Source organism: Alcaligenes phenolicus, assembly GCF_032063905.1.
Lineage (GTDB): Bacteria > Pseudomonadota > Gammaproteobacteria > Burkholderiales > Burkholderiaceae_B > Alcaligenes > Alcaligenes phenolicus.
Genome location: NZ_DAMBOE010000008.1, coordinates 195,630 through 210,885, shown reverse-complemented (window position 1 = coordinate 210,885; position 15,256 = coordinate 195,630). Strand labels below are relative to the sequence as shown.

The following is a 15,256-nucleotide window of genomic DNA, read 5'->3' as shown; positions in this document are numbered from 1 at the left end:
GCAGCATGACGGCCTTGGGTCGATATCCTAGACGTTCATCGTCGTTGCTGTGTATTGGTTCGGCAGATGGTGTTGACGCTCCCAGAGCTCCAGTCGTTCGACCATGAACTGATGCAGCTGGCGCAGGAGCGGGGTAATTTGCTGCCTCCCGGCTGCCAGCAAATACAGGGGTGTGCTTTCCCCTTGCCAGTCCTCGCAGATAGCGTGCAGGCGGCCACTGGCAAGGTCTTGAGCCACATCGAAGTAGGATTTGTACGCAATGCCCTTACCCAGTAAAGCCCAGCGTCTGACCACATCTCCGTCGTTGGAGACATTCACGGCCCGGACACGAACAAAGGTGGCGGGCTGGCCGTTGCGTTCAAACTTCCAGCGGTCGTGAACATCATCCCCCAGCATGAAGCACAGACAGTCGTGCTCCTGCAGCTCCAGAGGGGAAGCGGGTGTGCCGCGATGCCTTAAATAAGAGGGGGCAGCGCACAGGACACGGCGGTGTGTCGGAGCCAAAGGCAGAGCCACCAAATTGGAGTCTGCCGGATGACCATAGCGAAAGGCTGCATCAATGGGTTCGCTGTAAACATTAGCCAGCCGATCGGATAGATGCAGGCGTATGTCCACGCCCGGATTGGCATCCTGAAATTCATTTAACCAAGGCAAGAGCACATTGCGCCCCAGGTCAGACGGTGCGGCCAGCTTCAGTTGGCCCCGGGAGCCTGGGCCGCCGCTAGCCAGTTGCAGGCTGGCTTGCTGCAAGGCGGACAGGGCAGGACGGCATTGAGCCAGGAACACTTCGCCCTCAGAAGTCAGCCGTAAATGGCGGGTGGAGCGCAGAAAAAGCAGCACTCCCACTTCCGCCTCCAGACGTTTGAGTGCCGCGCTGGCCGCTGCCGGTGTTATGCCCAAACCCCGTGCCGTGGCGGACAGGCTGGCCGTGTCAGCGGTGCGAACAAAAATTTCCAGATCCTGCAGGGCTTTCATGGCGTGTCTCGCTGGGCGGGGTTCAAAGTTTTTATGCTGGAAAGCGAACTAATAGGATTAATTATGACGCTATTTTCAAAATATTTTTGAAGATCATTTCAAACAATGGCCTGTTTTTCTAAAGAGTCTGAAAAGGCACACTGTGATCCACATTTTCATTTTGTTGATGAGGCACACGAATCATGGGTTTAGCGACATCTACTTTGTTTTCAGCATTAAAAGTGGGCAGCTTGCAGTTGCCCAACCGTATCGTGATGGCTCCCATGACACGCAGCCGTACCGACCAGCCGGGTGATATTCCGAACGCGCTGATGGCCCAGTACTACGCTCAGCGTGCCAGTGCAGGCTTGCTAATTAGCGAAGCCACGCAGATCTCGCGACAAGGACAAGGCTACAGCTTTACTCCCGGTATTTACACCCAGCAGCAGGTCCAGGGCTGGCGCCTGGTAACTGATGCAGTACATCAGGCCGGTGGCCGTATTGTCTTGCAACTGTGGCATGTAGGCCGGATGTCTCATGCCAGCTTCCATGCAGACGGGCAGACTGTGGCCCCTTCCGCCTTGTCGCCCCAGGCTCAGGTTTGGGTGGTGGGAGAGGATGGGGTGGGGCGGATGCTGGATTGCCCGGTGCCGCGCGCCCTGAGCGAGCAAGAGATTGCAGCCGTGATTGAGGACTACCGCCGGGCGGCCGCCAAGGCCATGCAAGCGGGATTTGATGGCGTGGAAATCCATGGTGCCAATGGCTACCTGATTGATCAGTTCCTGCGTACCACATCCAATCACCGTGAAGATGCCTATGGGGGCAGCGTGGAGAATCGTATTCGTTTTGCCACGGAGGTGGTCGAAGCAGTAGCGGCAGAGATAGGAGCAGAGCGCACGGGTATCCGTCTGGCTCCCTTTATTACGCAGCGAGCCATGAACTGCCCCGAAATCATTCCAACGATCTTGCAGTTGGCCAAGGGATTGGACGGCAAGGGTCTGGCCTACATTCACTTGTCAGAGGCTGATTGGGATGATGCCCCTGAGATCCCTGATGATTTTCGCCATGCCTTGCGTTCGCACTTTTCGGGTCGAATTATGGTTGCGGGCAAATATGACGCACACAGAGCCGAGCAGATTGTAAAGAGTGGTCTGGCTGATCTGGTGGCGTTTGGTCGCCCCTTTATCGCCAATCCGGATTTGCCTGCACGCTTGCGTGATCAGCTTCCCTTGGCAAGCTTCGATCCCCACACCTTGTTTGGGGGGGGCGCGCACGGGTATACCGATTATCCGAGCATGGCCTAAGACACATCACTGATTTTAAAAAGGAAAAAAGATGAAAGCGATTGCGTACAGAGCACCCCAAGCGATAGAGCAGCCCGAGTCCCTGATGGATATTGAGTTGCCCGACCCGGTGGCCACAGGCCGTGAGCTGTTGGTGCAAGTCCAGGCGGTCTCAGTCAACCCGGTCGATACCAAAGTTCGGCAATCGGCCTTACCTGCCGATGGGCAGGAGTACAAGGTGTTGGGCTGGGATGCCAGCGGCATTGTGAAGGCGGTTGGCCCCGAGGTCCGCTTGTTCAAACCGGGTGATCGCGTTTGGTATGCCGGTTCGATTGCACGTCCGGGCACGAACAGCCAACTGCATCTGGTCGATGAGCGCATCGTGGCGCATGCACCCAAATCGCTGGATTTTGCCGCAGCAGCCGCTTTGCCCCTGACCACCATTACTGCTTGGGAAATGCTGTTTGACCGACTGGGGATCGCCCCTGGCAAGGCTCCCAGCGGCAAGAGCCTGCTGATTGTAGGGGCGTCCGGTGGCGTGGGCTCCATCATGACGCAACTGGCTTCCCGCCTGACTTCCTTGACCGTGATTGGCACCGCTTCCCGCCCCGAAACCCAGGCCTGGGTGCGTGAATTGGGTGCCCACCATGTGATTGATCACAGCAAGCCCTTGACTGACGAGCTGGAGCGTATCGGCTACCCACAAGTGGACTATGTCGTCAGCCTGACACATACCGATCAGCACTTTGAGCAGATTGTTCAGGCCATCGCCCCGCAAGGAAAGTTTGGCCTGATTGATGACCCTGCCAGTCTGGATGTCAGCCAGCTCAAGCGCAAATCCGTGTCCTTGCATTGGGAGTTCATGTTTACCCGCTCCTTGTTTGGCACGGACGACATGCTGGCCCAGCATCGCTTGTTGAGTGAAGTCGCCGACCTGATTGATGCCGGTCTGATCCGCACAACCTTGACCGAGCGCTTTGGCAGTATCAATGCCAGCAATCTGAAGAAAGCCCATGCCTTGCTGGAGTCGGGCAAGGCACGTGGCAAGCTGGTGCTGGAGGGTTGGGACGAGTAGACCAGATCTCACGGCAACGAAAGGGCCTGGCCACGCATGGTGGTCAGGCCGTTGTTGTCGTTTGGCAGGGCAGGATGCGCCAAGCAGTGTGGTGGAAAACTTTAGACATAATTAATACGTTTTTGATTGAAGGCTGAAAGGCTTTGAGTACAATCGGCAGCTAATTGCGACCTTCTTATGACTTAGTGTCGGATTTTCTGTCAATTTGACACGATTGACCAGGCAGTGGCTGGCCCTCTTGGTCGGAGTATCGTTCAATGATCGTGCTCGGTTTGTTAGGCCCGTTTCGTTTCACGGTTGATCAATCTGATCGCACTGCATTGCTGAGCTACGACAAGGTCAAGCTGCTGGCAGCGGTATTGTGTCTGGCTCAAGGCAAGGCTGTTCAGCGTGACCGCCTGGCCCAAATGCTGTGGCCTGACCTGAGCCGCGACAAAGCCTTGTCGCGCTTGCGTCATGCTTTGCATATTCTGCGCAAAGCCTTGGGAGAGCGGGCCACTTGTCTGCTCTCCCATCCTGAAGGGGGCGTGGCATTGCGATCCGACTCCCTGCAAGTAGACGTGCTGCATTTCTTGCAGTCCGATGCGGCGCAAGACAGCCGTCTTGTGCAGCGCCTGAATGAGTATGGCGGTCCTTTCCTGGACGCGATTCAATCTCCCGATACTGAATCCTTTCTTTCCTGGCGACAAAGCTGGGAAGATCGCATGGCGCTGGAGTTGTTGCGGCTGCGTGCCCGTTTTTCAGAGCAGTTGCTGCAGGCCCGACAGTTGGATCAGGCGGTAGCCGTGGCACAGGAGTGGGTTCAGCAATCCCCCGAGCAGGAGGTTTACCACCGGCTGCTAATCAGTGCCTTGATGCAGCGAGGAGATCGGCAGGCTGCCTTGCAGGCTTATGCACATTGCGAGCAGGCTTTGCGCCAGCACCTGGGTGTAAGGCCGGATCCTGAAACCCGTCGTTTGGCTGATGCGCAATGGCCGCTTGTTCAAACCAGAGTTGCCCCCAAGTTTGCTCAGGTCCATCGCACGGTGGCGACTTTAGCACTGGCGCTGTCCTGGTTACCTGTGGATGGGTCGGCGGCACATCTGGATGGGGACTTGGTGCCGGATCAGGCGCTAGCCTATCTGGAGTCCTGGCACGAGCAGTTAGTGGATATTTTGCGTCAGCATGGTGCCTGGCTGAGCCAGTCCAGTGGGTCCACTTTGCTGGCGCATTTTGGTTGGCCACATGCACAGTCTGAGCCGGTCAATCGGGCAGTGGATCTGGCCTGTGTAATCCGCAATTTGCGTACGCCACCGGGTATCAGCATTGGACAGGTGGTGCATGTCAGTCTGGCCTTGGTGGACGAGCAGCAAGTCAATGCGCACAGCCTGTTTGGACAAGTGGTCATGCCTTTGGTCTGGAAAGCCAGGCATGGCGAGATCTTGCTCAGTGCTCAGGCGGTGGCTCGCATGGCGGATTGGCAAATCAATCAGCACCGCGGGCAGGACGGGGTCTATTTCAGCTTGGGTGATGGCAGGTGGATGAACGACCCGCTTTATGGGTGTCAGCCCGAGTTCGAGCAAGTGGTCAAGCAATGGCGGCAATGCCGTAGCGACTCCCGCAAGGCAGCTTTCAGAATTAATGGTGAGCTGGGCTCGGGCAAGTCTCGTCTGGCCCAGGCCTTGCGCAGCTATATCGTGCGCGATGGCGGTCAAGCCTTGCTGCTGGATTTCTCCCGTCAGGATGTACTGGAAGGGCTGAGCGAGTTGATGCAGACGGGGCTGGATGCCGGTGGGGTCGGAGCTGTGGATATGCCGCTGGCCCTGACTCAGTGTCTGGATAGCTGGTTTGGGTTGTCTTCTTTACAGTGGGACGCGGTGCTGGAGCGGGTGCAAAGCCCTGCAGATTCCGAGGTGCCCGAGTTCTGTCGACTCTTGCTGGCTGCGGTACAGGTTTTTACCAGTCAGAGCCGCCCCGTGCTGCTTGTGCTGGACCATCTCGATGCTCTGGACGCGGCTGATCAGCGCAGTCTGGCAGCAATGTGGGCGGCCGTGCACAAACAGCCTGCCGGGGTTCTGCTGTTGATTTTGTCGCGGCAGGCCATGCCTGATCTGGACTTCGCTCAGCCTTTGTCGCTGCGCGCTTTGTCCGACCCGGATGTCAGCAAGGCCATGGGGTTTTATGCGCGCGGCAAGCGCCTTGCACCGGAGCTGAGTGGGCAGATACGTGCCCAGCAAGTCAGCAATCCCATGTTGATCAAAGACATATTGCATTTGCAGCGTTTTGGCATGCCGCTGGATTATCTTCCTCGTCTGGCAGATCGCTTGCTGCTGGAACTGGAGCAGCTGGATGCAGACAGCCGCTGTGTCCTGCTGATGACGGTGCTTTGGGAGCGTGCTACGGCCCAGGGTCTGGCTCAGGCTTGCCATTTGTCTTTGGAAGTGGTGCTCCAGTGCTGGCGCAGATTGCTGGATAAAGGTTTGTTGCAGCAGGATAGCCAGGGAGATGTTTTTTGTTTGTCTCCGATGCGCAGCGCCTTGCGTCGCCTGATTGCCAGAGAGGAAAGCAGGACTTTGTATGCCCGTCTGGCACATAGCCTGATTCAGATGCAGCAGGCCGACAAGGAGATCGCGGCTTGCCTGACCCAGGCTCATAGTTCACAGGCAGCAGTATGGTGGCGGAGGGCTATTGATGCGTCCCTGCGCAGGGGCGAAACCGTAGAGGCGGCTGAGCAGTTGTCGCAGGTGCTCAGCAGTTTGCAGTACATGAGTGATGTGCAGTTGCGTCGCGAGTATGAGCGCGATAGTTATGTCACTTTGGGGGCATTGGAAATCAGCCGGGAAGGACCGGCAGCCATGCCGGTGACGCAAGCCTATGAGCAGGCGGCCGGCCGTAGTGCTGGAGGTGAGCAGGAGCTGCCAGTGCTGTGGGGGCAATGGGTCATGTTGCACGGCGCAGGCAAGCTGCCCGAGAGCCTGGCTCACGCCAAGCAGTTGCAGGAGCAGTCCCGGCGTCAGGGACAAAGCGCCTGGTATGGCTGGGGCTTGTATGCCGAGGCCCAATATCTGTTCTGGAAAGGGCGGGTCCAGCAAGCAGAACTGGCCCTGGATGAGGCCTTGCGTGCCCTGGCGTACGAACAACCAATTCCGGCCATGGATACGGCGTTGGGGCACCATTGTCCGGCTTTGGTCTACAGCTTGCTGGGTTTGGCTCAGGCCCTGCAAGGGCGCTTTGAGCAGGGCATTGCCAATGCTCGCCATGCCCAGTTTCTGGCCAGTCAAAGTCAGTCTCGGATTTCGGCGGTGATTGCGGAAATCCAGATGCTGCGCATCCTGTATCTGCAAGGCAATCTGGACATGCTGGCAGGCCGTAGTCAGGCCTTGCTGGGTATGTTGCAACCGGTCTTGCCCGGCAGTGTGTGGTGTGCTGTGGCTGAAACCTATGTGCTGTATTGCCGTTTGCTGCGAGGTGAAGAAACTGGCTCGGAGTTGGAGCGCTTGCTGGGACTGTTACCCGAGTTTGCTCGCAGCATGCCTTTGGCGACGGATGCTTTTCTGTGCATTGTGGCTCGTTGCCATCTGGCCCAAGGTGAAATTGAACGTGCCAGCCAAGCTCTGGATCAAGTTGGCCAGATCGCGCAGGAGCGGGCTTCTACCCTGTATCTGCCGGAGCTTGACTGCTTGCGGGGGGATCTGGCCTGGATCCGTGCGGATAGACAGCAGGCGCAGGTTTGCTGGGCGCAGGCCCAGCAAGAAGTCTTGCGCAGCGGCTTGTACGCCTATGAGGGCTGGATCCGGCATCGGCGCGAGCGCCTGCCCGATCTGGCGGCGCGCAGTGTGTGGATCCAGCGCCAGCCCGGTTAGAACTGGAAGTTGATACCCGCAAAAATTTGCCATACCGGTGCTCCTGCGCCTTTCTTGTCCACGGAGTACTGTGGTTCGATAAAGGCGTTGATCACGCTCTTGCCGGGCTTGAACACCTTGCCCAGGCCCAGACCTACAGGAATGTGATGGGTGTGGTTTTTCAGGTCAAAGGTCCACACCCCGCTGGAGCGCAGGTAAAAGCCGTTGGGCAGGTTATAGAACAGGGCGGGCTGGAAGGTGGCCATCTTGACCTTCTCGCGGTCCGAGTCCCCGGCAAAGGATTGTTGAAAGGTCAGCAGCCCGCCTGCCAGACCCCAATCCCGGCTGGCAACCAAGGCCGCTGCACTGCCAATCTGCCATTTGCCCTGTCCCAGCAAATCGTTCGATGCCGTAGGCATCACCAGCAAGGGGCCGATGCCATAGGAAAAACTGCCTGCGTTTTTCATGAACACATCCATGAAGGTGATGTCGCCCAGGCCGGATTTGCTGCCCAGACGATCGTGGTGCAAGGCCACAATCGGTACATTCAAACGCCACAGCTGCGGCAGACCAAAGGTCTTGTTGGGCAGGACAGCACGCAGCACCGTCTGGTTTGCCCAGGCATTGTCGAGCTTGTACAGCTCGGGCACGTAGTAGTCGTGCAGGCTGACCATGGGCCGGGGGCTTAACGGGTTATTGGCGTCGTTCTGGGATTGGGCCAGGGCACCCGTGCTGATCAGGCTGGTGGCCAACAGGCCAGATATTGTCTTTTGCATATGCATACCTCCTCGAAAAACCGAAGGTAGAAAAGCGGCGTTGAAAAAGCATTTAAAGCGGGCCACTGTGGCAAATCCGCAGATTGGGCTATCGGACCCGCTTTGCTCCCAGAATGAGACGCTTGTTGAAAAAGCCCATCAGGAGGAGCGTGTCATGGCACATGCAGCGATAAGAACAGTCATGCTGGCGGCAGTAGTCAGCGCGGGTTTGGGTCAGGCACAGGCCGCACCTGCCACGCAGGCAACGCAGGAGCGCCACGCTCAGTGGATGAAAACGCTCCCGTTTGATGACACCCAGGATTTCAAGAATGCCCAGCGCGGTTTGATTTACCGCGAGCCCAGCTTGCAGATCAAAGGTGCGAGCGGCAACGTGGTGTGGGATCTGGATTCCTACAAGGCTTTCATCAAGCCCGATAGCGCTGCACCCAGCACGGTGCATCCAGGCTTGTGGCGCATGTCGCAGCTGAACCTGCTCGATGGCGTATACAAGGTCACGGACAATATTTATCAAGTGCGGGGCTATGACCTGTCCAACATCACCTTTGTGCGCGGCACAACGGGCTGGATTGTGTTCGATGTGGGCACCTCTACCGAAACGGCTGCCGCCGCGTATGCCTTGCTGCAAAAGCATGTGCAGGCAGCGCCCATCAAGGCGATTATTTACAGCCATTCCCATATAGACCATTACGCGGGAGCCAAGGGGCTGGTGGATCAGGCTGCGGTGGATTCAGGGCAGGTGCAGATCATCGCGCCAGAAGGTTTTGTGGAGCATGCCATTAGCGAAGGGGTGATTGCAGGCAATGCCATGAAGCGCCGTGCGACCTATATGTACGGCGCCTTTTTGCCGCGTGGTCCGGAGCACAGCGTGGGCTCGGGGCTGGGCATGACCAATCCGCTGGGTTCCGTCTCCCTGATTGCGCCTACGCGTTCGGTGGCCAAGTCCGGTGAGAAGCTGGTGGTTGATGGTGTTGAAATGGTCATGCAACTGACGCCGGGCACCGAGGCCCCGGTGGAAATGAATACTTATCTGCCACAGTTCAAAGCCATGTGGATGGCCGAGAACACCACCAATACCATGCACAATATTCTGTCCTTGCGCGGCACACAGGTGCGAGATGCCAGGGAGTGGGCCAACTACATCAATGAAACGATCGATCTGTTTGGCGACAGTACGGAAGTAAAGTTTCAGGCGCACCACTGGCCTGTGTGGGGCAAGGAGCAGGTTCATGACTACCTGATCAAGCAGCGCGATCTGTACAAGTACATTCACGATCGCAGTGTGAACCTGATGAACAAGGGCTATACCGGCGAAGAAATTGCCGAGCTTATCGAGCTGCCGGAGTCCTTGCAGAATGACTGGGCGACGCGCGGTTATTACGGCACGCTCAAGCACAATGCGCGGGCGGTGTATCAGTACTACATGGGCTGGTATGACGGCAATCCGTCCAGTCTGGATGTCTTGCCACCCACGGCAGCGGGGGCGAAGTATGTGGAATACATAGGGCGTGATCGGCTGCTGCAAAAAGCCCGGGAAGACTTTGATCGTGGTGAATACCGTTGGGTGGCCATGGTGGTGAAGCATCTGGTCTTTGCCAATGCCAAAGATACGGAAGCGCGCCAATTGCTGGCCAATAGCTACGAGCAACTGGGTTATCAGGCCGAGTCCGGGCCGTGGCGTTCCATCTACCTGCAAGGGGCTTTGGAACTGCGCAATGGTGCGCCGGATCTGCCTGTGCCCCCGAATAACAATGCCGATATGCTGGCCGCACTGACGCCAGAGATGATGTTTGATTTGATGGCCGTGCGTCTGGACGATGATAAGGTCAAAGACAAGGAGCTGACGGTTGCGTTCCACTTTGTGGATATAGATACGACCTACACCATCAGCATTGGCAATTCGGTACTCAATTACAGTACGCGCCCCGGTTTGCCGGCTCAGGCCACCATGTCAGTTAGCCTGGCGGATTTCAAGCTGATTCAAGGCAAGATGCTGGACTGGAAAACGGCCATGAAAACGGATCGTGCCAAGCTGCAAGGGGCGGGTCGCAAGTTCCAGGAATTTGCAGGCCTGTTTGAGGAACCCGGCTTGTGGTTCAACATCGTGACGCCTTGAGCAGGTAGCCACAAGGATCTTGGACGGCATACGGCATGAATTAAACGTTTTCTGCGCGCTATTTGCATTAAGGTGCTTGTTCGGAGGCTGTCCCTGGGGTGTTTACTACACGGACCGTCTTGTGTATTCCCCAAGCCTGGAGCCCAAGCTCATGTCCGCGATCTTGAAAACCCTGTTCAGTGCCGGTGTCTTGCTGGCGGCTTCGGCCAGCGCCCACGCCTATCAGTCTGAAATTATCTACAACAAGAAAGGGGAAGCGGCTTTTGAACTGCGGGTCTTTGGCCCTCAGGATGGTCCCTATGGCAACAATGGGCCGTCTGCCTTTGATGTGGACGAAAACGGTCGCCGCAAGATTCGTGCGGCGCTGGAGCGCTGGGCTGAAATCCTGATTCTGCCGCCGAATTATCGTCCCGGCGTTGTCCATCTGGGCACTTTCGCGGCACCCGGTGCCTCTGCCAGCGCCGCCCGCTGGTTGATGGAGGATGATACGGTGGCGGTTTCCATACTGCAGGCTGCTCTGTTCAATCCCTTGTCGCCAGAGGACTACGACAGCCCCCATGGGATTATCAATATCGGGCTGATGCCCTTTGATACGGCCCCGGTCAATCCCAGCCAATTACCCTTGACGGGTCAGACGGACTATAACGGGGTCATTTTTCATGAGTTGGCGCATGCCCTGGGCTTGGCGAATCTGGTTTACGACAGGAATGGGCCAAACACGGGCACGCCGCAGTTTCTTCCTTTCCTGAGTCGGTGGGGGGCAGGCTTGCGGGATGATAATGGCAACCCGGCCCGCCCTGACCAGATCGTTCTGTGTACGCCTTGCAGTAATCCCTATGATGCGCAGGCCTTCGATCTGCGTAAGGATCAGGGTTACTTCACTGGCCAGCATGTGCAGGAGGTGCTGGGTGATGCCATGCCCGGCGTCCCGGTCAGCATTCTGACTTTTCATGACGATCCTGCTGCTGGCATAGACACGGATTACATGAGCCACAGCGAGTTGCGCAACAGCTTGATGAGCCATCAACGCTACCGCAATTACACCAATTTCATGGAAGCTGAAATTGCGGTGATGCAGGATCTGGGTTTGCAGATCGACCGGCGCAATTTCTATGGCTATTCGGTTTACGGGGATGACGTCACCCTGGTGAATCAGAATGGTTTTTTTGCGCGTAATGCCGAGGGTACGGCGTATCTGCCGGGGCAGTACAACACAGCGACTCAAGGTCTGGGCCTGCACATTTATGGTCAGCGCAATACGATTACCCAAGCGGCGGATTTGCTTGGCGCTGGCCCTGGCGGTATAGGTGTGCGGGTGGACGGTAGTGAAAACACACTGATTATTCCGGCTTCCACGCGTATCCATGCCCAGGGCTGGGTTGGGCGTGGTCTGCAGTTCAGTTATGGCCGTAATCACACGATTGTGCAACAGGGTGAAGTGCGTGCGGAGGGCGAGGACGGGGTAGCGGCCTTGTTTGATTTTGGCAATAACGCCAGGGGCAATCAGGATGGCTACCATGGTTCATGGCAATGGTTCTCGCCTCTGGAGAACAAGCCTGTTGGCTATGTGCCCGAGATTTTGCAGGGCGCACTGATCAAGGACTACCATTTAGCCGGTCTTTTGTCGGGCAAGAAAGCCGCTATCCAGATCTCCAGGAATGCCCAGGTTGAGAATATCAACATCATGCAGGGAGCCCGGATTCAGGGCGATATCCTGTCTGACTATTCCACTCGTCAAAACAATGGCGAGCTGTTTGTCACCCATGTGAATTTCGGGCAAAAAGCAGATGAACAAGGGCGCGCCACGCTACAGGCCGACTCTGATTTCCGTCTGCGTTACGACGGCAATATTCAGGGCGCGGACAATTTGGCCGTGGTGATTGCAGGGGGCGAAAGTTCGCTGAATGGCCAGCATCAGCTGCTCGGCCTGCGTGTGGATACGGGCGCTACCTTAAGTGGCAATAGCAGTTACGCCATCAACCCGGAAGGCAATTTCAGTAACCACGGCACCTTGAGTCCGGGAAACTCCTTTGGTCAGATGACGATTCAGGGGGATTTTGTTCAGGCCCCCGAAGGCCGCATTCTGATCGAGGCGGATACTCGCCAGCATGATCGTATTGAGGTTCAAGGACTGGCCCAGTTGGCCGGTGAATTGAAGCTGCAATTGCAGCCTGACTGGTATGCCGATGGCTGGTCCTTGAGCCAGAGCACGGTCTTTCAGGCCACACAGACCCAGGGTGGTTTTGATCTGCTGACAGCCAGCCTGAATTCGCCCAGCCTGAGCGTGCATGTGAATAACGGCGGCTGGTCGGTCAGCCGTCAGGCAGCGGCTTACTCGCCCTATGCCGCTAATCCGAATGCGGGTGCAGTAGGTCGCAGTCTGGAGCAGGCCTCCACTGACAATCAGCGTCCCTTGGCCTCTATCTACCAGGCTTTGGACTTCTCCAGCGCGGATGGCAGCGAGATTGGTGATGCTCTCAATCAATTAAGTGCCGGTGCTTACGGTGCTCAATTGGCTGCCAGCGTGCGTCGAGAGCAACTGGTGTCAGAGCAACTGCGTCAACGCCCTGGCCTGGGCAAGGACGGCTGGCAGACTTTTATCCAGCCTTTTGGTGGCCGTTATCACTGGCAGTTAAGCAGCAATGATGTAGACCACCGCAGTCAGACTTATGGTGTCGTGTTCGGTGCTGAACATCGCGCTGCCGGTAGTGATTGGAGCTTGGGTGCCCATGCGACTGCTAATGAGCAAAGTTTGAATATAGATGCCCCTTATCAGGCGAAAAGCACGTTGACGGGATTGGGTGCCGGTGTGCATGCCTTGTACCGTGCTGACGCTCGTGAGGGCTGGAAAGGTCTGGCACAAGTCCGTATGGGCTTGGAGCAGGGCAAGCTGAACCGACGCATCGCGTTTTCTGACTATCAGGCCAATCCCAAATCTGACTGGACTGGCCATACCTTTGCAGCGGGTGTTCAGACTGCCTATAACTGGCCTTTGGGCGAAGCAGGCAGTATAGGTCCGGTTCTGGCCTTGGATTATCTGCGTTACAGCCGCCCCGGTTTAAGTGAAGAGGGTGATGCGGGGAGTCGTTTGCAGTTGGATTCGACCCGTGCCCATTCCTTGCAAGCGTCGCTGGGTCTGGCTGTCAATCAGGCTTGGGAATTGAAGCAGGGCCGCCGTTTGCAGGCCGAGGTGTCCGCTTCCTGGGAACAGGCCTTGCTGGGCCGCAAACAGACACAGTACGCACAGTTTGAGGCTTCGCCACAGACAGGTTTTGATGGCCGCTATGCGCGTGTCGATAGCCATGCGCTGGCATTGCGGGCTGGTTTGACTCTACAAAGCTCCGAGCGTTTGCGTTTGGGTATTTCCGCAGGGACCCGTTTGCTGGGCAATAGCCGGGCGGATATCTCGGGGAATGTGTCGCTGAACTGGGCGTTCTAGGCTTGGTTCGCCGGGGTTTTGAAGGGCTATCTGTCAGCCATGACAGTTTGATAAGGAGCTGCCGATTGATTCTGGCAGCTCCGTAAATTGGATCACGCTAGCCCCGTTGGAGGCCTTCAGGCGGACTGACGGCTGTTCTCGAACCAGTCCCACAGTGCCTGACGCTCCGGCTCCAGTTCCACAGCCAGGCCACCCGTAAACTCACGCCATGCAGGCAGGTAGGTGTGGGCCACAACAGTCAGCACCGGGTAGCCCTGGTCGATCAAGGCCATGATCTCGTTGTTAAAGCCCTGGCCGTCCGCTTCCATAATTCCAAAGCGATTCACAATCACCAGATCAGCCGGGCTTTCCAGCGCCCGACGCAGCACTTCGCTGGCTTCCAGCAAGGCACCAATGTCCAGGCAACAGGCGGTGGATTCCGCCCCCAGGTTCTGGGTAATGGGATACAGCGTGCCCTTGTCCAGATCCTGCACCGTGCGCAGGCTATGGTCTTCCTTCTGAATTTCCGGACCTTGCACCAGACCACAGACGCGATAGTTCTTCGCGCGCAATTCCTGCACGAATTCCAGTAGCAAGGCGTCGGCACTGCCTTTGCCTGCGTGCACGATGGCCGCAAGGGCAAGAGGCGGGGAAGTGGTGTCCATCGGGGTGTGGCTCCGGGCAGTAGAAAGGGAAGGCAAGGCTCTTTGTACACGCATTTGGCCTGGGCTGGAAAGCGGAAAAACCTCTGTGCTGCTGGCCGGTGTTTGACCTTGGCGGGTAGCAGGCTTGTTGTTTAAGGTTCAAGTCTTGAAGCCTGTCTGCTCGAAAAGCGGATGGAACTGTTGCGAAAGCCGCTTGCTGCTTTGCTATACGGACTTGTCTGGCTATGGCGTGGTTCTGTTCCATGAGACAATTCATGCACTTTTAGTGACTGATGGGATATTCGATTGGACAAGACTTTTGTTAAGGGCCTGGTGCTCCTGGAAGCCCTGGCCAAGCACGAACGCGGTTCGGGTGTTACCGAACTGGCCAATCAATTGATGCTCAATAAGAGCAATGTGCATCGCCTGTTGCAGGCCCTGGTTCACCAGGGCTTCGCACGCAAGAATGAAGATACGGGTCGCTACGAGCTGACCATGAAGCTCTGGGAGCTGGGCTCGGGCCTGGCCAACCGTCTGGATGTGCGGGTGGAAGCCTTGTCTTTCATGAAAGAGCTGGCCGAGCAAACCCAGGAAACGGTGCATTTGTCGCTGCTGGACGGGGTCGAGGTGCTGTATATCGAGAAGATAGACAGCCCGCAGCCCGTGCGCGCCTACACCACGGTCGGTGGTCGCTCGCCTGCGCAATGTGTGGCTACCGGCAAGGCCATGCTGGCCTGGGCCAGTGAAGATACCTTGAATCTGGTCAAGAACCGCCTCAAGCCTTATACGCCTCGCAGTCTGGTCAAGTTTGGTGATTTGCGCCGAGAGCTGGAGCAGGTGCGTGAACAGGGCTATGCCATTAACCGTGGTGAATGGCGTGAGCAGGTCGTGGGGGCGGCTGCGCCTATTTACGATAGTCGTGGAATGGTGGTGGCGGCTTTGGGTATTTCCGGGCCTGCGGAACGTCTGGAAGAAGCCCGGCTGGTTCAGGCCGGTAAAACCTTGATGACGGCAGCGGCACAGATCTCGCGCCGTTTGGGCTATAGCGGCCGTTAAGCTGCTACAGCCCCAGTCAGCTTGTCCGGGCTGCAAGAAGCCGCCCGGATGCAAATTGCCCCCAAGATCTGGATGTATCTTCAGTTTTTGGGGGCAATTCCATTCAGGAAAGAAAG

The 15,256-nt window shown here is 57.1% G+C and carries 9 protein-coding genes; 6 read left to right on the top strand and 3 right to left on the bottom strand.

The window, feature by feature from the left end; translation table 11 throughout:
• Positions 1–27: 27 nt before the first annotated feature.
• Entirely contained in the window at positions 28–975 is a 948-nt protein-coding gene (locus tag U2949_RS16200; protein WP_051316465.1) for a LysR family transcriptional regulator, read from the bottom strand.
• Between the two features lie 182 nt (positions 976–1,157).
• Here U2949_RS16200 and U2949_RS16195 point away from each other — a divergent pair, with 182 nt between their 5' ends.
• The 3 genes from U2949_RS16195 (at position 1,158) to U2949_RS16185 (ending at position 7,154) form a co-directional block, all read left to right on the top strand.
• Positions 1,158–2,258 carry an alkene reductase gene (locus tag U2949_RS16195; protein ID WP_321288828.1) on the top strand — a complete coding sequence of 367 codons (1,101 nt, stop codon included), beginning with the start codon at positions 1,158–1,160 and terminating at the stop codon, positions 2,256–2,258.
• 31 nt (positions 2,259–2,289) lie between these two features.
• Complete coding sequence (locus tag U2949_RS16190) at positions 2,290–3,312, top strand: zinc-binding alcohol dehydrogenase family protein (RefSeq protein WP_257723678.1); 1,023 nt, start codon at positions 2,290–2,292, stop codon at positions 3,310–3,312.
• A 257-nt stretch (positions 3,313–3,569) separates the two neighbouring features.
• Positions 3,570–7,154, top strand: a complete 3,585-nt coding sequence (locus U2949_RS16185) for a BTAD domain-containing putative transcriptional regulator (RefSeq protein ID WP_321288826.1) — start codon at positions 3,570–3,572, stop codon at positions 7,152–7,154.
• Here the strand turns inward: U2949_RS16185 and U2949_RS16180 are convergent.
• A complete protein-coding gene (locus U2949_RS16180; RefSeq protein WP_239054650.1) occupies positions 7,151–7,909 on the bottom strand; it encodes a hypothetical protein in 759 nt (252 codons plus the stop codon). The genes U2949_RS16185 and U2949_RS16180 overlap by 4 nt on opposite strands.
• Before the next feature lie 154 nt (positions 7,910–8,063).
• Between U2949_RS16180 and U2949_RS16175 the strand changes: the two genes are divergently transcribed.
• Positions 8,064–10,022 (top strand): alkyl/aryl-sulfatase, encoded by a 1,959-nt coding sequence (locus U2949_RS16175; protein ID WP_321288823.1) that lies wholly within the window; start codon positions 8,064–8,066, stop codon positions 10,020–10,022.
• Positions 10,023–10,173: 151 nt separating this feature from the next.
• Positions 10,174–13,461: an autotransporter outer membrane beta-barrel domain-containing protein gene (locus U2949_RS16170; RefSeq protein WP_321288821.1), complete on the top strand. Its 3,288-nt coding sequence runs from the start codon at positions 10,174–10,176 to the stop codon at positions 13,459–13,461.
• A gap of 116 nt (positions 13,462–13,577) precedes the next feature.
• On the opposite strand, the gene U2949_RS16165 is transcribed toward U2949_RS16170, so the two are convergent.
• Complete coding sequence (locus U2949_RS16165; RefSeq protein ID WP_321288819.1) at positions 13,578–14,105, bottom strand: DUF2478 domain-containing protein; 528 nt, start codon at positions 14,103–14,105, stop codon at positions 13,578–13,580.
• Between the two features lie 285 nt (positions 14,106–14,390).
• On the opposite strand from U2949_RS16165, the gene U2949_RS16160 reads away from it, so the two are divergent.
• Entirely contained in the window at positions 14,391–15,140 is a 750-nt protein-coding gene (locus U2949_RS16160; RefSeq protein WP_250756086.1) for an IclR family transcriptional regulator, read from the top strand.
• Positions 15,141–15,256 lie beyond the last annotated feature (116 nt).

Excerpts from the sequence above, each read along its gene's own strand:
- U2949_RS16200 (WP_051316465.1), bottom strand. The coding sequence starts at position 975 with ATGAAAGCCCTGCAGGATCTGGAAATTTTTGTTCGCACCGCTGACACG.
- U2949_RS16195 (WP_321288828.1), top strand. The coding sequence starts at position 1,158 with ATGGGTTTAGCGACATCTACTTTGTTTTCAGCATTAAAAGTGGGCAGC.
- U2949_RS16190 (WP_257723678.1), top strand. The coding sequence starts at position 2,290 with ATGAAAGCGATTGCGTACAGAGCACCCCAAGCGATAGAGCAGCCCGAG.
- U2949_RS16185 (WP_321288826.1), top strand. The coding sequence starts at position 3,570 with ATGATCGTGCTCGGTTTGTTAGGCCCGTTTCGTTTCACGGTTGATCAA.
- U2949_RS16180 (WP_239054650.1), bottom strand. The coding sequence starts at position 7,909 with ATGCAAAAGACAATATCTGGCCTGTTGGCCACCAGCCTGATCAGCACG.
- U2949_RS16175 (WP_321288823.1), top strand. The coding sequence starts at position 8,064 with ATGGCACATGCAGCGATAAGAACAGTCATGCTGGCGGCAGTAGTCAGC.
- U2949_RS16170 (WP_321288821.1), top strand. The coding sequence starts at position 10,174 with ATGTCCGCGATCTTGAAAACCCTGTTCAGTGCCGGTGTCTTGCTGGCG.
- U2949_RS16165 (WP_321288819.1), bottom strand. The coding sequence starts at position 14,105 with ATGGACACCACTTCCCCGCCTCTTGCCCTTGCGGCCATCGTGCACGCA.